At 64.4% G+C, this 19,732-nt stretch carries 20 protein-coding genes; 16 read left to right on the plus strand and 4 right to left on the minus strand.

Annotation, left to right across the window (positions count from 1 at the left end):
* Window positions 1-6 precede the first annotated feature (6 nt).
* From U1737_RS00225 to U1737_RS00235, 3 genes are all read right to left on the minus strand, one after another.
* Window positions 7-2,193 (minus strand): TonB-dependent receptor, encoded by a 2,187-nt coding sequence (locus U1737_RS00225; RefSeq protein ID WP_332795164.1) that lies wholly within the window; start codon window positions 2,191-2,193, stop codon window positions 7-9.
* Between the two features lie 114 nt (window positions 2,194-2,307).
* The gene (locus U1737_RS00230; protein WP_332795165.1) at window positions 2,308-3,069 is read right to left on the minus strand and encodes an SDR family NAD(P)-dependent oxidoreductase; all 762 of its coding nucleotides are present in this window, start codon (window positions 3,067-3,069) and stop codon (window positions 2,308-2,310) included.
* Between the two features lie 11 nt (window positions 3,070-3,080).
* A complete protein-coding gene (locus U1737_RS00235; protein WP_332795166.1) occupies window positions 3,081-4,574 on the minus strand; it encodes a carboxylesterase/lipase family protein in 1,494 nt (497 codons plus the stop codon).
* Between the two features lie 155 nt (window positions 4,575-4,729).
* Between U1737_RS00235 and U1737_RS00240 the strand changes: the two genes are divergently transcribed.
* The 16 genes from U1737_RS00240 (at window position 4,730) to U1737_RS00315 (ending at window position 18,706) form a co-directional block, all read left to right on the plus strand.
* Complete coding sequence (locus tag U1737_RS00240) at window positions 4,730-5,596, plus strand: SGNH/GDSL hydrolase family protein (RefSeq protein ID WP_332795167.1); 867 nt, start codon at window positions 4,730-4,732, stop codon at window positions 5,594-5,596.
* Window positions 5,597-6,246: 650 nt separating this feature from the next.
* On the plus strand, window positions 6,247-6,984 hold the full coding sequence (locus tag U1737_RS00245; RefSeq protein ID WP_332795168.1) for a Crp/Fnr family transcriptional regulator: 738 nt from the start codon (window positions 6,247-6,249) through the stop codon (window positions 6,982-6,984).
* 555 nt (window positions 6,985-7,539) lie between these two features.
* The gene (locus tag U1737_RS00250) at window positions 7,540-7,704 is read left to right on the plus strand and encodes a hypothetical protein (protein ID WP_332795169.1); all 165 of its coding nucleotides are present in this window, start codon (window positions 7,540-7,542) and stop codon (window positions 7,702-7,704) included.
* Between the two features lie 178 nt (window positions 7,705-7,882).
* Window positions 7,883-8,782, plus strand: a complete 900-nt coding sequence (locus U1737_RS00255) for a baseplate assembly protein (protein ID WP_332795170.1) — start codon at window positions 7,883-7,885, stop codon at window positions 8,780-8,782.
* The gene (locus tag U1737_RS00260) at window positions 8,779-9,324 is read left to right on the plus strand and encodes a phage tail protein I (protein ID WP_332795171.1); all 546 of its coding nucleotides are present in this window, start codon (window positions 8,779-8,781) and stop codon (window positions 9,322-9,324) included. The genes U1737_RS00255 and U1737_RS00260 overlap by 4 nt, the downstream gene beginning before the upstream one ends.
* Before the next feature lie 12 nt (window positions 9,325-9,336).
* Window positions 9,337-11,253: a hypothetical protein gene (locus tag U1737_RS00265; protein WP_332795172.1), complete on the plus strand. Its 1,917-nt coding sequence runs from the start codon at window positions 9,337-9,339 to the stop codon at window positions 11,251-11,253.
* A 42-nt stretch (window positions 11,254-11,295) separates the two neighbouring features.
* Complete coding sequence (locus U1737_RS00270) at window positions 11,296-11,526, plus strand: hypothetical protein (protein ID WP_332795173.1); 231 nt, start codon at window positions 11,296-11,298, stop codon at window positions 11,524-11,526.
* Between the two features lie 77 nt (window positions 11,527-11,603).
* Entirely contained in the window at window positions 11,604-12,173 is a 570-nt protein-coding gene (locus tag U1737_RS00275) for a phage baseplate assembly protein V (RefSeq protein WP_332795174.1), read from the plus strand.
* Window positions 12,174-12,178: 5 nt separating this feature from the next.
* Window positions 12,179-12,529, plus strand: coding sequence for a GPW/gp25 family protein (locus U1737_RS00280; RefSeq protein ID WP_332795615.1), 351 nt, complete (start codon window positions 12,179-12,181; stop codon window positions 12,527-12,529).
* A gap of 20 nt (window positions 12,530-12,549) precedes the next feature.
* Window positions 12,550-13,728 (plus strand): phage tail sheath subtilisin-like domain-containing protein, encoded by a 1,179-nt coding sequence (locus tag U1737_RS00285; protein ID WP_332795175.1) that lies wholly within the window; start codon window positions 12,550-12,552, stop codon window positions 13,726-13,728.
* 38 nt (window positions 13,729-13,766) lie between these two features.
* Entirely contained in the window at window positions 13,767-14,273 is a 507-nt protein-coding gene (locus U1737_RS00290; protein ID WP_187502718.1) for a phage major tail tube protein, read from the plus strand.
* 61 nt (window positions 14,274-14,334) lie between these two features.
* Complete coding sequence (locus U1737_RS00295) at window positions 14,335-14,640, plus strand: phage tail assembly protein (RefSeq protein ID WP_332795176.1); 306 nt, start codon at window positions 14,335-14,337, stop codon at window positions 14,638-14,640.
* A gap of 11 nt (window positions 14,641-14,651) precedes the next feature.
* Entirely contained in the window at window positions 14,652-14,768 is a 117-nt protein-coding gene (locus tag U1737_RS00300) for a GpE family phage tail protein (protein WP_332795177.1), read from the plus strand.
* Between the two features lie 4 nt (window positions 14,769-14,772).
* Window positions 14,773-17,304, plus strand: a complete 2,532-nt coding sequence (locus U1737_RS00305) for a phage tail tape measure protein (protein ID WP_332795178.1) — start codon at window positions 14,773-14,775, stop codon at window positions 17,302-17,304.
* A 2-nt stretch (window positions 17,305-17,306) separates the two neighbouring features.
* On the plus strand, window positions 17,307-17,699 hold the full coding sequence (locus U1737_RS00310) for a phage tail protein (RefSeq protein ID WP_332795616.1): 393 nt from the start codon (window positions 17,307-17,309) through the stop codon (window positions 17,697-17,699).
* A complete protein-coding gene (locus tag U1737_RS00315) occupies window positions 17,696-18,706 on the plus strand; it encodes a contractile injection system protein, VgrG/Pvc8 family (protein ID WP_332795179.1) in 1,011 nt (336 codons plus the stop codon). Before U1737_RS00310 ends, U1737_RS00315 begins: the two co-directional genes overlap by 4 nt.
* 208 nt (window positions 18,707-18,914) lie before the next feature.
* Here the strand turns inward: U1737_RS00315 and U1737_RS20650 are convergent, their stop codons facing one another.
* A complete protein-coding gene (locus tag U1737_RS20650; protein WP_443027061.1) occupies window positions 18,915-19,484 on the minus strand; it encodes a helix-turn-helix domain-containing protein in 570 nt (189 codons plus the stop codon).
* Between the last annotated feature and the right edge of the window lie 248 nt (window positions 19,485-19,732).

Below are 19,732 nucleotides of genomic sequence, written 5' to 3' on the forward strand. Positions count from 1 at the left end.
GCTTCATCAGAATCGTACCGTGCCACGGATGCCGATACGCCGACGTGGCGATTGGATCGCGAGGTTCGACACAAGAGGCGCCGGCAACCCGGCGCGCCGCAGCAGCGAAGCATCGAGATAGGTCTCGATGTACTTCTCGTTGAACAGGTTAGTCGCGAAGGCTGCGACTTCGAGCGGTCCGGCCTGCCACGACACCGATCCGTTCACGAGGTGATAGGCCTCCAGCACCGGCACCGAGGCAGCGTCGAGCGAGCCGCCAGTGCGCTCACCCTTCGCAACGACGTTCGCGTCAAAAACGATCGCCTGGTCGCGGTGGAATGGCACCCGCAGATTGGTGCCGATCGAATAGTTCGCGTCGGGAACGAACAGGATGCGATCGCCCGGATAAGCATAGCCGGTCACCGCGGTGAACTGGCTGGAATCGGTCACGCGGGCATGGAGCAGCGTCGCATTGGCATAGACGCGCCAGGCGTCGCTGACATCGAACGACAATTCGGCCTCCGCACCGTAGCTTTCGACGTTGCCCGAGTTGAGGTTGATCGCGACGAAGCCGACGGGCTGGCCGGTGGCGGGATTGAGGATGGTCGAAGGGGCGAGGGCATTGGCCCCGATGAAGTTCTTGTAGTCGTTGTAGAATGCCGCGACGTTGGCCGTCAGTCGACCGTTAAACGCGCTTGCCTTCGAACCGACTTCGTAAGTCCAGACGCTGTCACCGCGATAGGTCAGGTTGGGCGCGCCGGGACCGTTCTGACCACCGCCCCGAACGCCGCGTGCGACTGAGGCATAGGTCATGAACTGGGGATTCCAGCGCTTCGATAGCGTCGCACGAGGTTGCCACTCGTTCGCCTTGTAGGCGGCGGCAAGTCCAGCGGTCGATGCATCGAGCTTCTGGTGGTCGTAGCGGATCCCGACCGTCAGATCGAGGCCATCGCCGAGCTTCAGGAAGCCGGTGGCGAAACCCGCGATATTCTCATTCTCTGATGTCGCGGTGCCGGGTACGGTCAGGTTGGCTGGCACCACGGTCGTCGTTGTCGTGGCATCTGTCGTCGAGCGCGCATAAAAGGCACCGACCAGCGTCGAGAAATTCTCGCTCCACTTCGTATCGAAGCGGACCTCGCCGGTACGGGTCTTTAGCGTGCGGCTGACGGTCGAACGGAAAAAGTCGATCGGGCTATAGTCGGCATCACCCGCGCCCTTCGTATCACTCTGATTGTATGCGCCGATCGCGGTGATCGTCGTATTGATGCTGTCGACGTCGAACTCGCCCTTCACATTGGCGGCGTAGTACTCGATCGTGCCCAGGCTGCGCTGGTTGCTGCTGCCGTCGAGCGAATAGTCGCGAGGGCCACGCACGTTGAAATAGGGCGTGGAGCCGCCAAACACACGGTCGTATCCGCCGTTCACTGTGAAGCGCGCCCAGTTGGTGGGTACGAAGCGGATCGTGCCGTTTATGCTCTTCGTCTCGAGTGGGTTCTGATCGCCGCCTGCGAGCAGGTTGCGCTGGAAGCCGTCTTCCTTGTGATAGGCCGCTCCGATGCGGAACTGGAGGACGTCCTTGACGATCGGCCCTGATATGCTGCCCGACGCGGAGGCGTAATTGTCGCCGGTGGCCAGCGCGCCGTCGACACGACCCTGCCAGTCGTTCGACGGCTGGCGGGTGACGACGTTGATCGCGCCGCCCAGCGTGTTGTTGCCAAACAGCGTCCCCTGTGGCCCGCGCAGCACTTCGACGCGGGCGACATCGACCAGCGGCGAATTGAGATATGTCGTGTTCGGCTGGTAGATGCCGTCGATGAAGATACCGACACCTGGCTGCACCGTGTCGATCAGCGTGGTCCCGACGCCGCGGATCGATACGAACGCGCGACCGACCGAATCCGAATTGATGTTGAGACCCGGCGTATAGGCGGCCACGTCGCGGACGACGACGAGCTGCTGCTGCTTGATCGCGTCACCTGAAATTGCGGTGACGGCGATCGGCACATCTTGCAACCGCTCTTCACGACGGCGTGCGGTAACGACGATATCGGAGGCTGCGGGGTCTTTGCCGGCACGCGTATCGACCTGCGGGTCGGCGGGGGTACCCTGATCGCTAGTCTGCGCGCCCTGCGGGTCGACAGTCTGCGCCGCGGCGAGCGCGGGCCATGCGAGGGTAAGCGCGGAAGATAGGGCGAGCAGCGAGCGACGACGCATAAAAACCTCTCCGGATATCGGTAGATCGAGTCGTCTACCTGTCAGAGAGGTGTGCCGTTTTTCAGAGGTGTCCGAAAGGTGTCATGGCTATGCCGATCGGCTCCGGCACTTCGCCTACCAGCAGGAGTAGCCGCCATCGACCGCCACGATGCTGCCGGTCATCAGGCTTGCTGCATCGCTCGCAAGGAACTGTACGACCGAGGCGACTTCGTACGCCTCCCCAAGTCGCCCCTGCGGCGTGCCGTCGATCCATCGACGGTACATCTCGCTGGTCTTGTCTGCAAAGGCGTTGAGCGGGGTCGCTATATAGGTCGGCGCGACCGCATTGACGCGAACGCCGCGGTCGGCCCATTCAGCGGCCAGGCTTTTTGTCAGTTGGTGCACCGCCGCCTTCGACGCGTTGTAATAGCTCTGCGGCTGCGGCCGGTTGACGACGAAGCCCGACATCGACCCGATGTTGACAATCGATCCGCTACCCCGCGCCAGCATGTTGCGTCCGAAGGCGCGTGCGCACCAGAACGTGCCGTTGAGATTGACGTCGAGGACGTTCAGCCAATGCTCGTCGGCGACATCCTCCGCCGCGGTTTCACTGCGGGCGATGCCAGCGTTGTTGACGAGGATGTCCGTGCCGCGCCCCGCGTCAGCCGCGGCAGTGACCGCTGCTGAGTCTGTCACATCAAGTATGGCGCCGGTGACGCGGTGACCTCTGTCGTGCAGGGTTTCAAGACCGCGCGCGAGCAGATCCGGATCGCGATCGGCGATTGTCACCACGGCGCCGAACTCGGCGAGCGCGTCCGCGCAGGCCCAGCCGATGCCTTGTGCGCCGCCGGTGACGAAGGCTTTGCGACCGTCGAGGCGCAGACGATTGGCGTACATGGTCTTGTCCTTCAGGGTAGGAACGGCGCGGCGGGCATGACGGGCTCGAACGTCGCCTCCCCGGCGACGATGCGATAGACCTGACGCGTATCACGATCGAACGGCGCCCAGGGGAGGGACCCGTCGCGGGCGAAATCGACCCACAGCCGGTGCATGCGGGTCGCGACATCCTGCGGCGGCGCTTCACCGAGCAATCCATCGGGACCGGTCGCGCACGCGAGTGCATCGAAAACGAACGGCACGTCGATCGCATGCGCCGCGCCAAGCTCGCCGCCGAACGCGGGCGAGCGCCATTCGAGTTCGTAGACATGCGTGCGGCCGCGATGTTCCTCGGCGAACCGCCTGGCGGGCCAGCGAAAGACAAGGTCCGTCATCGCATCGGACAGCGCACGCCCGCCGGGACGCTTGCCAGCCCCATAGGCGTTCAGCACCGACCACGCTCGAGGCTGCGACTTTCGCAGCACGAACCACGCCAGCAACCGCCCGATCTTGTCGCGGACCCCAGACGAGACCAGGTACAGGTTCATTTCCTCGGCGTTCGTACCGATCAGCACATCGACGTCCGCACCCGCGCCACCGCGGAGCGCATCCAGCGGCGGCACCGGCAGCATGTCGTCGCCATGGACGGGTACGAAGCGGCTGATCCCGAACACCGGCTCGCGGCCGTCCGCCCCGCGCAGGTCGATCCGCGTGGTCGGTAACGACACCTTTTCCACAGCGTTGAGCATCGGCTCGGCCGCAACGCTGGCGAACCCATCACGGGTCGGCGAAACGCCGAGCAGTTTGGCAAGCTTAGTCACCAGCCGCTGCATGACGCTCACGTCACGCGTCATGCCGCCATGTCCGCTTTGGATGATCGCGCGGGAAAACAGGCCCTTGGCGGCAGGGGACGTGACGAGGTCGGCGATCGCCATTGCGCCCGCCGATTCACCGAATATAGTGACGTTGCCAGTATCGCCTCCGAAGCGGTCGATCTCCGCGCGGACCCATTCGAGCGCGGCGACGACGTCGCGCAGGCCGAGATTGGTCGGGACACCCGGGATCGGCAGAAAGCCGTCGATCCCCATGCGATAGTTGATAGCAACGCAAACTACGCCGTCGCGCGCGAAGGTCGTCCCATCCTGCACCGGCGCGTCCTTGCTGCCGATCACGAAGCCGCCACCATGGACGAACACCATGACCGGCAGCCCGGTGCGGTCGTCGTCGGGGCGCCAGACATTGAGCGTCAAATAGTCGTCGCCCGGTATCCAGCCGCTACCGATCAGCGCCTCGACATTGAGGCCCGGCACGGGCCTGATCCGCTGCGGCGCGTTCGGCCCAGCGTCAGTGACAGCGCGCACGCCCGTCCACGACGGTGGCGGCGAAGGCGGCGCAAACCGCGAGGCGCCAACGGGCGGCGCTGCATAGGGAATGCCTATAAAGCGCTGGACGCCCCCAGTCGTACGCCCTTGGACCGCACCGGCGGTGACGTGGACGATCGGATCGAGATGTTCACTGATTGACATCGTGTCGATGTACACCGTCCGCGTCTCGCCAGAACATCCGGTTACTATGCGGCATCGCTCGCAGGGTGTGCCCATGCGGTGCGCATGCAGCCGGAGCATTGCCCGCCGCGCGCCGACCTGCGCCGATGGCGGTCTTACGGCAGGGGAGAGACGTGATGCGTGGACGCAGGCGGAAAGTCGGGCTTTGGTTACTGGGGGGACTGCTGGCGATCACCGGCATCGGCCTGATGATTGTCGTTGCCCAAGGTCGACGGACCCCGAGCGGCCGGCCGGACTATATCGCGCTGGGCAGCTCGTTCGCAGCGGGAGCGGGACTAGGCGCCCTCGAACCCGGTAGCCCAACGCTGTGCGCGCGTAGCGTCGAAGGCTACCCGCAGCAACTCGCCCGGCTGCGTGCAGTTGCGCTCGTCGATATGAGTTGCGGCGGTGCCGTGACCCGCCATCTGCTAAACGGCGGTCAGTATTTCCAGGGGCGGCAGGTCCGGACGATCACGCGCGCCACGCGGCTCGTGACGCTGACAATCGGCGGCAACGATGTCGGCTATGTTGCCGACCTGTCGATGCTGGCGGCACGGCATACAAACACGGTGTTCGGCCGCTTCGTCCGATGGTTCTGGGACGGGCCACGGCGACCCGACGCGCGTGGCTATGATCAACTGCGTATTGATCTGATCGCGACACTCCAAGCGATCCATGCCGCGGCTCCACAGGCTATCGTGGTGATAGCGACCTACCCAACCATCCTGCCGCCCTCAGGCACGTGCCCAGTGTTAGGTCTGACTGCTGCCGAAGCCGGCACGATGCGTCAGGTTAGCGATACGCTCGCAGCCGTCACGCGATCGGCGGCCGAGGCAGGCGGCGCAATCCTGGTCGACATGCACACGCTCGGGACGACCCATAACGCCTGCTCATCGGAACCATGGGTCCGTGGCTGGATGAACGGCAATATTGCGCCCTTCCATCCGACCCGTATCGGTGCAGCCGCGACGGCTCACGCAATTGCGTCACAGATTAAGACGTAATGCGGTCCTAGTATTGGTCTTTGCGCAGGCGCAGCCTACCGAACCAGAGATGATCCGCATATTCTCGCTTCCGAGCATTAAGCGTCTCACAATGGTGCGCTGCCGGCTTTAGACAGACCAGCCTTGAACAGGATGCCGTTACGCATGTGTCCGGTGGTATAATATAAGCGAGTCTTTTTCCCCGCGGAGACGTGATGCGGAGGCACGTGTGAGGCAGCTGCGCTCCACCGACGCCCAACTCTAGCTAGCGGTTCATCGCAAGCCTGAATTTAGATGGCTGGTCGCCAAACATTCGGCAAAATGAACCAACGGCTGAAGTTGGGAAGCGGATAACCCCCGACGAACGTCCGCTACTGGGTCCTATCGGCCCCGCGCTGCCGGGCAGTTTCGCCCAATTCCGGACGCTTCGGTCACAAATCATGACTCCCGATAACGGCCATTCGTTCAGCGCATCTTTCCCGGTTTAAATTTGCCCCATCTGCTCCGAACTGCGACCCTTACCTGCCGCCGCACCGTAAAGGCGCCGTGAAGATTAACTTCAATCGAGTATTATCCGGCAACCTATGGTATGAATTATAAATTGCTGATCGAGCACGGCCCTTGGCAACTGAGAGACTCAATGCTCCCGCCGATATTACGGGAACTGCGTTTTGATCTCAGAAATTGACCCTCGCGGTTTGTTTGCAAAAAATCTCTTAGCGCAATCGCAGATACAGGTTTTTGACGACGGAGCTTTGGGCCGTTTGAAAGCTCGAACAAGAACCTTCGATTCGGGAAGCTACGTATTCAGGGAAGGCTTGCCAATTTCAGAATATGCATTTGTAATATCGGGGTATTTATTCCGTCAAAAGCAGACATCGGACGGTCACCGGCAAATTGTATCATTAATAATTCCTGGAGACATAGTTAATCCAGAAATCAGATTTGTGAATAATCTGGACCATGACGTGGTTTGTGCGGAAAAATCTAGCATCGGGTATGTGCAAAAATCCGAGTTTGAGTCATTAATGGATTCCCATTCATACATTCGGCTGGCCTTAGATTTAATCACTACTGCAGAATCACGCCAATTACGGGAGTGGCTGTTAAATATAGGCGGGCGCTCCGCAAGAACTCGCGTAGCTCATTTCTTGAACGAATTTGCTGCCAGAACTCGGCTACGCGGCTTGAATGATGGTTTGCGGTTTTACCTGCCTATCTCGCAGGAGCAGATTGGGGACGCCGTCGGAATTACACCTGTTCACGTTAATAGGGCTATCAGGTCTTTAGTTGAAAGCGAGTTAATCAATCATACAAACAGAGAATACAAAATAGTTGATATCAAAGGATTTAGGCAAGCTGGTCAATTTTCAGAACGGTTTATTACAGTCGATGATTTTTTTGAATAATTATTGCTGCGTGTATACCTCGACATCTAACGTTAAATGCTAAGCGGTTCCATGTCGGCTATTATCGCCTACCCCTCCATCCCTGATACCGTAAGCAGACAGTTTGCGTTCCTTTCCTTACTGGCCATTCCCGACCACGTATTTGCGTCCGTTCCCATTGGCTGTAGAAGGGCCGCATGCGGGCTCGCCATACCGATCGGTACGCTGTTTACATCTGGCTACCTGCCTTAATTGGCGCCAGTCATTTGTGGCTGTGGTGGGATGATCCAACGCCCAGCACAGTAATGCTGCTGGGAGGCAGCTTCTGGCTGCTGTGTGGGATCGCCGCACTTATCCAACGGATGCGTAAAGCTGAGACTGAACGCTAAAACGTCAATATGCGTCAGTTTTCATCCAAAGCAGCCTGACAGCTTTCCTCTCCCAACCGGCACTTTTTATGAAGCGACATCCGGTCGGGTTTACCGCGTGATCGGACAGTCTCAGCTACGCGGGGCGAGGAAAGTAAACAATGAAGGCGGGGATAGCATAAATCTTGATCTAGTTTAAGTCATCGGCATGCCACGAGTCGCCCTCTCGCCCGTTCAGCGCCTGCGCGAAGACCTGGAGGATGCCTTGGCGCAGGCAGATGCCTTAGACCTATCACTGGTAGCTATCCAGATCGCGGAGGCGCTCGAGATGCTCGGGCCTTATGAGGACGGCAAAGCCCGGCTGCTCGGTTAGCACGAACGAGGGCGGGGCAAACGTTCAACAGTGGATCGCTTGGTCTTAAACGAACGACTATGCTCCAAAGCGGACGGTCCGCAATCCTCTCCATACCCGCCATTAAGCGCGAGTGTGAAAAGGCATCTCACACCCGAACATGATGGCGCACCGGTGACCTGACCGACGACATGGCCCGATGGCCGAGCCGTCTACCTTCACCGCTGTCGATCTTTCCCGCCTGCCGGCGCCGATGATCGTCGAGACCCTCGATTTCGAAACGATCTACGGTCAGATGTTGGCGCAGCTTGTCGCACTGCTCCCCGACTTCGATGCGACCGTCGAATCCGATCCCGCCGTCAAACTGCTGCAGGTCGCAGCCTACCGCGAGATGCTGCTGCGCTCCCGCGTGAACGACGCCGCCCGCGCGGTCATGCCAGCCTATGCGATCGGCGCGGATCTCGACAACCTTGCCGCCCTCATGGGCGTGGTTCGCCTGCTCATCACCCCGGCCGATGCACAGACCGGCGCCGCAGCGGTCCTCGAAAGCGACCAGGACTTCCGGCGCCGCCTCGTCCTCGCGCCAGAGGGCTATTCGGTTGCCGGCCCCGAAGGCGCCTATATCTTCCACGCGCTGTCGGCATCGGCGGACGTCCTCGACGCCAGCGCGACCAGCCCGACGACCGGCGAGGTCTGCGTCACCGTCCTTGCGCGTGACGGCACTGGCGTCGCTTCGGCAGCGCTGCTCGCCGCGGTCCTCGCCTACGTCTCGGCCGAGACCCGCCGCCCGCTGACCGATTACGTGACGATCCAGTCGGCGCAGATCGTGCCATACGCGGTCGCCGCCTCGATCACGACGTTTGCCGGCCCGGATGGCTCGATCGTCATCGCCGAAGCGCGTGCGCGTCTCGCCGCCTACATTGCCAACTCGCACCGCCTCGGTCGCGACATCACCCGGTCGGGGATCTTCGCCGCGCTCCATGTCGAGGGCGTGCAGAACGTCGTCCTCACCAGTCCCGCGGCCGACGTCGTTCTGGATCGCACGCAGGCCAGCTGGTGCACCGCTTCCAACGTCGTCCACGCCGGGCTCGGCGAGTGACGCTGCTCCCGCCCAATGCCACCGCGCTCGAGCGCGCGGTCGAGGCCAGCATGGCGCGCCTCGCGGACGTGCCTGTACCGCTGCGCTCGCTCTGGAACCCCGATACCTGCCCGGTCGACCTGCTCCCGTATCTCGCATGGGCGCTGTCGCTCGACAGCTGGTCGAGCGCGTGGCCGGAAACGATCAAACGCGCGCGCGTCCGCCAGGCGCTGGCGATTCAGCGCCGCAAGGGCACGGCATTGTCCGTCCGCGACGTCGTCGCCTCGTTCGGCGGATCCGTGGCGCTTCGCGAATGGTGGCAGACTACGCCGCCCGGCGATCCGCACACCTTCAATCTGCTGCTCAACATCACCGACCAGAGCGGTGCGCCTGTCGATGCCGCGTTCGTCGATGCCGTCATCGCCGAGGTCTACCGCACCAAGCCGGTCCGCTCGCACTTCACCTTCAGCCAGGCGCTCAACGCCACCGCCGGCATCGTGCCGGTCAGCGCCGCGCGCCCCGCCGTTTTCACCCGCCTCACCATGACCGCACCAGCGGCCTGACCCGGAGAGACCATGTCGCTCGTCTTATGCATCACCGACGCCGGCCGCGCCGCGCTCGTCAACGCCGCCCGCGACGGCACCAACGCCGTGCGGATCGCGACAGTCGGCGTGTCGCCGACCGCGATCGTCGCCGCGGCGAACACTGCTGCGCTGCCCGGCGAGGTAAAGCGCATCGCGACGGTCTCGGGTGCCGGCGTCGCGGCCGACGTCATCCATCTGGTCGTGCGCGACGAGACCGCGGACACCTACACGGTCCGCAGCCTCGCGCTGTACCTGGCAGACGGTACGCTCTTCGCCGCCTACGGCCAGGCCGCGCCGATCATCGAGAAGTCGGCCGGCGCGCTGCTGCTGCTCGCGATCGACGCCACGCTGCTCGACGTCGCCGCCAGCCAGATCACGTTCGGCAACGCCAACTTCCTTAATCCGGCCGCGACCTCCGCGACCCCCGGCGTGGTCGAGCTGGCGACCGATGCCGAAGCCATCGCGCTGGCCGACGCGGTCCGCGCGCTCACCCCGAAGAACATGGCGGCGATCTTCACCGCGGCAAACGTCCTGTCGCGCCTGCTGTCGGTTGATGGCGCGGGTTCGGGGCTCGACGCCGATCTGCTCGATGGCCGTCAGGGCGCGGAGTTCGCCCTGTGGTCCGGTGGCAACTTTACGGGGCCGGTCGGCATCCGTCATGCCGGACTGGCGGCGGGCCTGCGGATATCGGACGGCACGAACGGTTACGGCTTCCTGCAGTTCGGCGAAGCGTCCGATGCCAACGTATCGCTCAACTGGTACATGGGTTCGTCCGCTGACAACGCGTACAGCATCTACCAGGGGCCGTTCGGATCGGGCGCGCTGCGGTTGCGCGTCACGCAGACGACGGTCGCGTTCAACGGGTCGCTGATGTGGACGGCCGCGAACGATGGCGCGGGTTCGGGGCTCGACGCGGACCTGCTCGATGGGCAGCAAGGCGCTTGGTACACCGACATCGTCGCCCGGCTGGGATACACGCCGGTCAACGCCACGACCTTCACCGGCGCCAACATCATATCGCGCCTGCTGACGGTCGACGGTGCAGGGTCGGGGCTCGACGCCGACCTGCTCGACGGTCGCCAGGGCAGCGAGTTCGCGCTGATCGCAGGCGCGGCATTCTCCGGGGCGGTATCGGCGCCCTCCGGCACGATCGGCAGCGTTACCTGCGACGCCAACGCCAATCTGCTCGTCGGCGTCACCAGCGGCAGCGCGCATGTCCTCGCCAAGGGCGGTGTGGAGAACGCGCAACACACCGGCTTCCTCGGACCGAACGGCTATGTCGCGACCTTCAACATCGCGAATTCATCGGGGCAGAGTTCGGCTGCGTCGGCCTTCTACCTGTCGAAGAACAGCAGCACGGGTCGGTCGATCAACGCGGCCGGCACGATCAACGCCAGCGGCGCCGACTATGCCGAGTATATGCAAAAGGCGGACGGCTGCGGCCCGATCGTGGCCGGCGACGTCTGCGGCGTCGATATCAACGGCGAGCTCGTGACGCGCTGGGCGGATGCCCGGAGCTTCGTCGTGAAGTCGGACCAGCCGGGGTTCGTCGGCAACGACACCTATGGCGCGCATCTGGGCGAAAGACCGATCGAGCCTACCGACGAAACCGCCGACGATTGGGATACCGCGCACGCCGCGTACGTGGCGGATCTTGCGACGTTTGAAACCGCCCTCGAAGCGGCACGCGCGAACGTCGACCGGATCGCCTTTTGCGGTCAGGTCCCGGTGGCGGTCAGCGGTGCGTTCGCGGTCGGCGATTACATCGTCGCCGCGCCGGATGACGACGCGATCAAGGCGGTCGCTGTCGGTGCCGCGACGATCAGCTTCGACCAGTATCGCGCCCGGATCGGCAAGGTCTGGGCCGTGCGCGACGGCCGCGCATGGATCGACGTTCAGCACGGCTGACGCCCCCGCAATCACAACCACCCACCGGAAGGACCCGACGCAATGAAGATCACCATCGGCGAACACGACCCCGCGACCCGCACCGTCGCCGCCACCTTCACCAGCGGCGACGTCGTTCACGAGCGTAGCGTCAACGCCTGCTACGACGCGAGCGGCGTGTATGACGCCGACGCCACCGCTGAACGTGTCGAGGAAGTCGGCCGCGGCGTCGCGGTGAAGATCGGCCTCGGCGTGATCGCCAACGCACCCGACGCCGAGCCGGACCCCGCCTGATCCCTTCGGGTGTGGGATCGCATTCCACACCCGCACGACCGCGCGCTGTCCGGATCGCCGCGCCACTGTCCCGCGTCATGAACGCGCTTCCCGATCCTCGCCGCATTATCGGCAACATCGTCCGCATCGGCACGATCGAATCCGTCGATCTTGCCGATGCGACGTGCCGCGTGCGTGTCGGCGAGATCGTCACCGGTGACGTCTGCTGGATCGTCCAGCGCGCCGGCAATACGCGGATCTGGTCGCCGCCCACGGTCGGCGAGCAATGCCTCCTGATCTGCCCCGAAGGCGACACCGATGGTGGCGTCGCCATCCTCGGCCTGTTCTCCGATGCGATGCCCGCGCCGTCGAGCGACGACATCGATCTGATCCGCTTCGGCGACGGCGCGATCCTGTCTTATGACACCACCGCGCACCTTCTCGTCGCGCATCTCCCGGCGGGCGGCAGGGTGCAGATCGATGCGCCGGGCGGCGTGACCATCACCGGTCCGGTTTCCATTACCGGTGCCGTCACTATCACCGGCGACGTCGATATCGCGGGCAAGGCGACCGCGAGCGATGACGTGATCGGCGCGGGCAAGAGCCTCAAGAGCCACAAGCATCTCGGCGTCACCGCCGGTGGCGGCGTGTCGGGGTTGCCGCAGTGAACGGCATGAACGCCCGCACCGGCGCGCCGCTCGACGGCGGCGACCACCTCACCCAGTCGATCGCCGATATCCTGTCGACGCCCATCGGCTCGCGCGTTGCTCGGCGCGACTATGGCTCGCTGCTGCCCGACCTGATCGACCAGGCGATGAACCCCGCCGGCCGCATGCGCCTGCTCGCGGCGACCGCGCTCGCGCTGCTGCGCTGGGAACCACGCATCATGCTGACCAACGTCGCGCTGGGCCAGATCGGCCCCGCCAGCTTCGCGCTCGTCCTCGACGGCAAGCGCACCGACGTCCCGGCGCTCGCCGCCCGCACGCGTCTCTCCATCCCGCTTGCCGGCGCGCTGCCCGCATAGTCCTGAAAGGATCTGTTTCGATGGCCTACCAGCACGGAATTACCGTCACCGAAGTTACCGCGGGCGCTCGAACGCTCGTCGATGTCGCCACCGCCGTCATCGGCCTGGTCGCAACCGCGACAGCTCCGGCGGGTGCTCCGACCGCCGCGCTCGATGCAGCGTTCCCGCTCAACCGGCCGGCGCTGGTGACCGACATCGCTGCCGCGATCGGCATCGCCGGCACGACCGGCACGCTGCGCCTCGCGCTGCAGGCCATCTCCGACCAGGCGCGTGCACCCGTCGTCGTCGTTCGCGTCGCCGCGGGGGCCGATGCTGCCGCCACCAACACTGCCGTGATCGGCGGGACGGTCAACGGGCTCAAGACTGGCATGCAGGCGCTGCTCGCGGCTGAAGCGCAGCTCGGGATCAAGCCGCGGATCCTCGGCTGCCCCGGCCTCGACACCCAGGCGGTCACCACCGCGCTGGTCGTCGTCGCGCAGAAGCTGCGCGGCATGGCCTATGCGTCCGCGATCGGCGCCGACATCGCTGCCGCGACCGCCTACCGGGGAAGCTTCAGCGCACGCGAGCTGATGCTGATCTGTCCCGACTTCATCGCCTTCGACACCGTCGCCAGCGCCAACGCGACCAGCTTTGCGGTTGCCCGCGCGCTTGGCATGCGTGCCCGCATCGATTCCGACGAGGGCTGGCACAAGACGCTGTCGAATGTCCCCGTCGTCGGCGTCGTCGGGCTGACCAAGGATATCCAGTTCGACGTGCAGGATCCGAACTGCGAGGCCAACCTGCTCAACGCGCAGCAGGTAACGGCACTGATCCGCAGCGGCGGGGGCTTCCGGTTCTGGGGCTCGCGCACGACGATCGACCCGACCTCGCCGTTCACCTTCGAGTCCGCCACCCGCACCGCGCAGGTCCTCATGGATACGATCGCGGGCGGCATGATGTGGGCGATCGACAAGCCGCTTCGCCCGAGCCTGGTGAAGGACATCGTCGAGACGATCAACGGCACGCTACGCGGGATGAAGACCGCCGGCCAGATCATCGACGGCAACGCGTGGTTCGACGCGGCCAAGAACACCGCGGCGACGCTCAAGACCGGCAAAGTGACGATCGATTACGACTACACGCCGGTCCCGCCGCTCGAAAACCTGATGCTCAACCAGCGCATCACCGACAGCTATCTCGCCGACTTCTCCGTCGCCTGATCGCCCCCGCTTACCCGACCCGAACTTAGGAGCCGATCATGGCATTGCCGCGCAAACTGAAGAACATGAATCTGTTCAACGAAGGCCAGAGCTATCTGGCCGAGGTCCCCTCGGTCACGCTGCCCAAGCTCACCCGCAAGCTCGAGGAGTATCGCGGCGGGGGAATGGACGGCACTGTCAAGCTCGACATGGGCGCGGAAGCCATGGAGCTGGAATTCACCGCCGGCGGTCCGCTGCGCGACGTGCTGCTGCAGGCCACCGCGCCGACGATCGGCGGGATCTTCCTGCGCTTTGCCGGCCAGTACCAGAACGATTCCGCCGGCACGTCCGATGCCGTCGAGGTGACGGTGCGCGGCCGCCACGAAGAGATCGACATGGGCGAGCAGAAGGTCGGCGAGGGCGGCGAGTTCAAGGTCAAGATGGCGCTCGTCTACTACCGCCTCGAGTGGAACGGCGCCGTCCTGATCGAGATCGACGTCCTCAACATGGTTCACATCGTCGGTGGCGTCGATCGTCTCGCGGACATGCGCGACATCATCCTGTGAGGACGCCCCGGCGCCAGCGCCCGCTCCATGACCATCCCCGTCTCGATCCAAGGAATTTTGTATGACCGACACCAAGACCGAATTCGCCACCGTCAAGCTCGACTTCCCGTTCGCTCGCGGCGACCAGCAGATCGAGAAGGTCCAGGTGCGCCGGCCGCGCTCGAGCGAGCTGCGCGGTCTCAACATCGCCGACCTGGTGCAGATGAATGTCGCCGCGACCGCCAAGCTGCTGCCGCGTATCACCATGCCGCCGCTGACCGATGCCGAGATCAACAATCTCGATCCCGCCGACCTGACCCAGTTCGGCATGGAAATTCAGGATTTTTTGTTGCCGAAAGCAGCGAAGGAACAGGACTCCCAGGGCTAGTCGACGACGCGATGGCGGATCTCGCGATCGTCTTCCATTGGCCGCCCGCCGCCATGGACGAGATGACGATCGCCGACCTGATGCGCTGGCGCACGCGTGCAGCGGAGCGGCACAACCCGGAAAGCTGACGCCATGGACCGCAATCTTCGGATCCGCATGCTGCTCGAGGCGAGCGACAAGGTCACCAAGCCCTTGCGCGATATCGTCGGCGGATCTGCCAAGGCGGCTGCGGCACTGAAGGTCACCCGGCAGGGGCTGAAGGATCTGAGCGCGCAGGCCCGCGCCATCGGCGAGTTTCGGCTCGGCCAGGCCAAGGGCGGGGAGATGTTCGGGAAGATCGACGATGCCCGCCGGCGCATCCGAGCCCTGCGCGACGATATCGCGCGAACCGAGACGCCAACCAAGCGCATGACCAACGCCCTCGCGTCGGCCGAGGCGGCGGAGCGCAAGCTCGTCCACGCCAGCGAGGAGCACAGCGCGGAGCTGACGCGCATGCGGTCGGCGCTGACCTCGGCTGGCGTCGATGTCCGCAACCTCGGCGCCCATGAGCAGCGCCTGCGCGACAACATCGCCGCGACCACCGCCACGATGGGCCAGCAGCGTGCCGAGTTCGATCGCCTGGACGAGCGGCAGACTCGCTTCGCGAGCGCGCGCGCCGGGTTCGCGCGGACGCAGAACATGGCGACCGGCATCGCTGCAGGCGGCGCGGCTGGCATCGCCACGGGCCGGACGCTCGCACGACCGATCCTTGGCGCGGTCGAGGACGCGCAGGCATATCAGTCCGTCATGACCGACATCGCCCAGAAGGCGGATCTCGGCCGCGACCGTGCTGACCGCATGGGCCGCAACCTGCTCGCGGCTGCGCGCGCCGCCAACCAGATGCCGGACGAACTGCAAAAGGGTGTGGATACGCTGGCAGGCTTCGGCCTCGATCCGACCAAGGCGGTTGCGATGATGAAGCCGATCGGGCGCGCGGCGACCGCCTACAAGGCCGAGATCGCCGATCTATCCGCCGCGGCGTTTGCCGCCAACGACAATCTGAAGGTGCCCATCGAGCAGACCGGGCGCGTCATCGACATCATGGCGCAGGCCGGCAAAAGCGGCGCGTTCGAGATCAAGGATATGGCGGGCGCGTTCCCGGCGCTGACGGCCGGCTATCAGGCACTTGGCCAGACCGGCACCGGCGCGGTCGCCGATCTTGCCGCGGCGCTGCAGATCGCGCGCAAAGGTGCGGGCGACTCGTCGACCGCTGCCTCGAACGTCGCGAACATCATCCAGAAGATCGCCTCGCCGGCCACGATCAAGGCGTTTTCGAAGTTCGGCATCGATCTGCCGAACGCGCTGAAAAAGGCGTATGCCGAGGGCAAGACGCCACTCGAGGCGATTGCCGAGCTGACCAGGAAGGCAACGGGTGGCGACCTCGGCAAGATCGGCTTCCTGTTCGAGGACGCCCAGGTGCAGCAGGGCCTGCGTCCGCTGATCCAGAACATGGAGGAATATCGCCGGATCCGCGCAACCGCGGCTGGCGCGAAGGGGACGACCGATACCGATTTCGCCGAGCGCATGAAGGACTCGGCCGAGCAGACCAAGCAGCTCAAGATCAACGCGCAGGTGCTATCGGTGTCGTTAGGCTCGATGCTGTTGCCAGCGGTCAACGCGATCACGAAACGTGCCTCGGCTCTTGCCAGCGGCCTGGCGCGGTGGACCGAACGCCATCCCGCGCTGGCGAAGGCGATCGCGATCAGTGCGGCGGTACTCGCCTTGCTTTTCATCGTCCTCGGCGGTGCTGCGATCGTCATCGCCGCGATCATGGGACCGATCGCGATCCTCAACGCCGGCCTGATCGCCATGGGCGTTGCGGGCGGAACCGCGTCTATCGGGCTGCTGCCGATCCTCGGCGCCGTTCTCGCGATCGTCGCGGTGATCGCGTTGCTCGCGGGCGCGGTGTACCTGATCTACGCCAACTGGGGGCCGATCACCGCCTGGTTCAGTTCGTTGTGGCAGGGGATCGTCGGCGTCGTGACCGGCGTCCTCGGCTGGTTTGGCGCTCTCCCTGACCGCTTCGGCGAGTTCGGCCGCAACATGATCATAGGGATGATCAACGGCATCACCGGCATGCTGGGGGCACTGAAGGCGACGATCGTCGGGGCGGCATCGTCGGCCGCGAACTGGTTCAAACAGAAACTCGGCATCCGCTCGCCGTCGCGGGTGTTCGCCGGTTTCGGCGGGTTCATGATGCAGGGCCTCAGCAACGGCATAGCTGGTGGCGCTCGCGAACCGGTGCGGCGGATCGACCGGCTGTCGCGCAACCTGACCGGTGCCATGTCCGCCGCCTCGCTACGGCCGCTTGGTATGATGACCGACGAGGATGCGCCGGCGCGCCGTATCGACGGCCTGTCGCGCCGTCTCACCGCCGCACTGGCGATCGGTTCGGCTTTGCCCGCGCTGACGCCCGCAACCGCGGCCACGCCTGGCGTATCCGCAGCCTATGGTCGTGCGGCCCCGGCGCCGGCACCGATCACGATCAACGTCTACGGTGCGCCAGGCCAAAGCGAGCAGGCTCTTGCCGAGAAGATCGAGCGTGCACTGGAACGCCTACTGAACCGCCAGCGCGCCATGTCGCGATCGTCCTTTTCCGACACACCTGATGGAGCCGACCTGTGAACATGATGGCACTCGGCATGTTCGTCTTCTCGCTGCCGACGCTGGCATATCAGGAGATGCAGCGCAAAAGCGCCTGGCGGCACGCGAGGAGCGGCCGGATCGGCGCGATCGACGCGACGCAGTTCGTCGGCCGCGAGAACGATACGATCACCCTGTCAGGCACGGCCTATGCCGAGCTGATGGCGGGGCGCGTGTCGATTGACGAGCTGCGCGACATGGCGGCCAAGGGCGAGGCGTGGCCGCTGATCGACGGCACCGGGCGGGTCTACGGCGCCTTCGTCATCACCGGCATCGACGACGGCATGAGGGAGTTCTTCGCCGACGGTACGCCGCGCAAGATCGATTTCACCGTCGACCTGCTCGAGATCGCCGACGCAGCGGCGGGTGCGGCATGACCGCGGTCAACAACGTTCCCGACTTCAAGGTTGCGCTCGATGGCACCGATCTGACTGATCGCATTCGTCCGCGCCTTATCTCGCTGTGCCTGAGCGAAAAACGGGGCGGCGATGCCGACCAGCTCGAGATCACGGTCGACGATTCGGATGGCAAGCTCGCGGTGCCGCGCGCCGGCGCAACGCTGACGGTACAGCTTGGCTGGTCGGCCGGCGCCGACGTGACGATCGGGCTGGTCGACAAGGGCAAGTTCACGGTGGACGAGGTCGAACATAGCGGCCCACCCGACCAGATCACGATCCGCGCGCGTGCGGCCGACTTCACCAGTGCCATCGCTACGCGGCGCGAGAAGAGCTGGCACGACACGACGCTCGGCGCGATCGTCAAGGAAATCGCCGGCCGCAACAAGCTGACGCCCCGATGCGCGCCCGCGCTGGCGGCGATTGCAGTCAAGGCGATGGCACAGACTCGCGAGAGCGATATCGCCCTGCTGCGCCGGCTGGGGCGGGAGAACGACGCCACGGCGACGGTGAAGGCCGGCGCATTGATCCTCGCGCCGAACGGCGCCGCCACGACCGCGACCGGCGCGGCGATTCCTGCGCTCACGATCCGGCGCGGCGACGGCGATCGACATAGCTTTCGGATTAAGAAACGCGACGAGGCCAGCAGCGTGTCCGCCGACTGGCACGACCGCAAAGGCGCTAAGAAAAAGACCGTCACGGTCGGCAGCGGTACCGGCGAGACGAAGCGCTTGGCCCGGACCTATTCGTCCGAAGATGCCGCCCGCCGCGCCGCGACTGCTGAGCAGGGACGCGCCGCGCGCGAGCCGCGCACGCTGGATCTCGGCCTCGCACTCGGTCGGTTGGAGATTTACCCTGACCGCCCGGTGACGGTTGCCGGGTTCAAAGCCGAGATTGATGCGGTGAAGTGGCTGGTCGCCGACGTTTCGCACGAACTGCTCGCCAGTCGCGGATTTACTACGGCGCTAACGCTGGAGAGCGCATCGTAATTTGCTCTCCGGAACAGCGCCAGCTCAGCGTGCAACGAACCCTTCGATCGATATGAACGGATTTGCGACAATGACCCCGAAGTGGGTTTCCTACACGCATCCAGCCGTGTGATAGGAGAACAAAATAAGAACAAGTGAGCCGTCATGTCCAACCGTCCGATCTACCGAACTGCGCCTGGCTGCGAGCTGTCGTGCCCGCGGTGCGAGGTTATGTGCGCGGTGATCGCGGGGAAGCGCGACGTGGCCTGGCGGGAGGTGGAGGAAGCGTATCGGCAGAAGGCGATGCGGCCGGGGGTTGATCGGGAGCGACATCTCGCGTCTGCTCGAGCGCGTCTGGCAGATGCCGAGCGAGCATTCGCGCGACATCGCTCGGGTCGGCCGACAGGTCCTCGCCCGCCAGGATACCCTCGAACATTCGCGCAAGCGCATCTTCACTAGGCAGCGTCGGATAAGATTTCGCCGGGAGAGGGTGCCCAGACATAAGTGCCGTAAGCCGAACAAGGGCTTGGCGATCTGCGTCGCGCAACTGCCGGGCGTTATGCACGATCGATCCCTCTTCGCTCGTAAGGGCCTCACCGCCAGACCGTTGGCCCGTCAGTACGTATTGCGTGTCAATGCCGAGCCGAGCCAGATTCGCCAGATAGTCGCCGACTAATTTGCGCTTCGAAGTCTCATACAGGCTTTGCTTCTGGGTATCGGTTCCAGCCCGCTCCGCCAATTCGGCCTGGGTCAGCCCCAGCCGTTTCCTCTCCTCGCGAAGGCGCACACCTGAACTCATCGCTTTTCAACGATTCCCTATTGACGACCCATTGCTTTTCAACGAGTGATGCTATCGGTTTCTACAAAGGCGATGCATTGCACATGATCGACCCCCAAGTCTCGCTTTCATCATCGCCCGCCGCAGACGATGCCACGGCCGCACATGCCGGTCGCGTGCCGTCCGACACGTCGATGGTACCGTGCGATCTGAGCGCGGGGCGGGGTGCATGATCGCGTGCGCTCCCAGTCGCCGACGCTTACCGCGCA

This window comes from Sphingomonas fucosidasi (genome assembly GCF_036663855.1).
Taxonomy (GTDB): Bacteria; Pseudomonadota; Alphaproteobacteria; order Sphingomonadales; family Sphingomonadaceae; genus Sphingomonas; species Sphingomonas faeni_B.

Coding starts and splice junctions, on each gene's coding strand:
- U1737_RS00295 (WP_332795176.1), top strand. CDS start 14,335: ATGACCGACACCAAGACCGAATTCGCCACCGTCAAGCTCGACTTCCCG.
- U1737_RS00250 (WP_332795169.1), top strand. CDS start 7,540: ATGCCACGAGTCGCCCTCTCGCCCGTTCAGCGCCTGCGCGAAGACCTG.
- U1737_RS00310 (WP_332795616.1), top strand. CDS start 17,307: ATGATGGCACTCGGCATGTTCGTCTTCTCGCTGCCGACGCTGGCATAT.
- U1737_RS00300 (WP_332795177.1), top strand. CDS start 14,652: ATGGCGGATCTCGCGATCGTCTTCCATTGGCCGCCCGCCGCCATGGAC.
- U1737_RS20650 (WP_443027061.1), bottom strand. CDS start 19,484: ATGAGTTCAGGTGTGCGCCTTCGCGAGGAGAGGAAACGGCTGGGGCTG.
- U1737_RS00285 (WP_332795175.1), top strand. CDS start 12,550: ATGGCCTACCAGCACGGAATTACCGTCACCGAAGTTACCGCGGGCGCT.
- U1737_RS00225 (WP_332795164.1), bottom strand. CDS start 2,193: ATGCGTCGTCGCTCGCTGCTCGCCCTATCTTCCGCGCTTACCCTCGCA.
- U1737_RS00275 (WP_332795174.1), top strand. CDS start 11,604: ATGAACGCGCTTCCCGATCCTCGCCGCATTATCGGCAACATCGTCCGC.
- U1737_RS00290 (WP_187502718.1), top strand. CDS start 13,767: ATGGCATTGCCGCGCAAACTGAAGAACATGAATCTGTTCAACGAAGGC.
- U1737_RS00270 (WP_332795173.1), top strand. CDS start 11,296: ATGAAGATCACCATCGGCGAACACGACCCCGCGACCCGCACCGTCGCC.
- U1737_RS00280 (WP_332795615.1), top strand. CDS start 12,179: ATGAACGCCCGCACCGGCGCGCCGCTCGACGGCGGCGACCACCTCACC.
- U1737_RS00315 (WP_332795179.1), top strand. CDS start 17,696: ATGACCGCGGTCAACAACGTTCCCGACTTCAAGGTTGCGCTCGATGGC.
- U1737_RS00235 (WP_332795166.1), bottom strand. CDS start 4,574: ATGTCAATCAGTGAACATCTCGATCCGATCGTCCACGTCACCGCCGGT.
- U1737_RS00255 (WP_332795170.1), top strand. CDS start 7,883: ATGGCCGAGCCGTCTACCTTCACCGCTGTCGATCTTTCCCGCCTGCCG.
- U1737_RS00240 (WP_332795167.1), top strand. CDS start 4,730: ATGCGTGGACGCAGGCGGAAAGTCGGGCTTTGGTTACTGGGGGGACTG.
- U1737_RS00305 (WP_332795178.1), top strand. CDS start 14,773: ATGGACCGCAATCTTCGGATCCGCATGCTGCTCGAGGCGAGCGACAAG.
- U1737_RS00265 (WP_332795172.1), top strand. CDS start 9,337: ATGTCGCTCGTCTTATGCATCACCGACGCCGGCCGCGCCGCGCTCGTC.
- U1737_RS00230 (WP_332795165.1), bottom strand. CDS start 3,069: ATGTACGCCAATCGTCTGCGCCTCGACGGTCGCAAAGCCTTCGTCACC.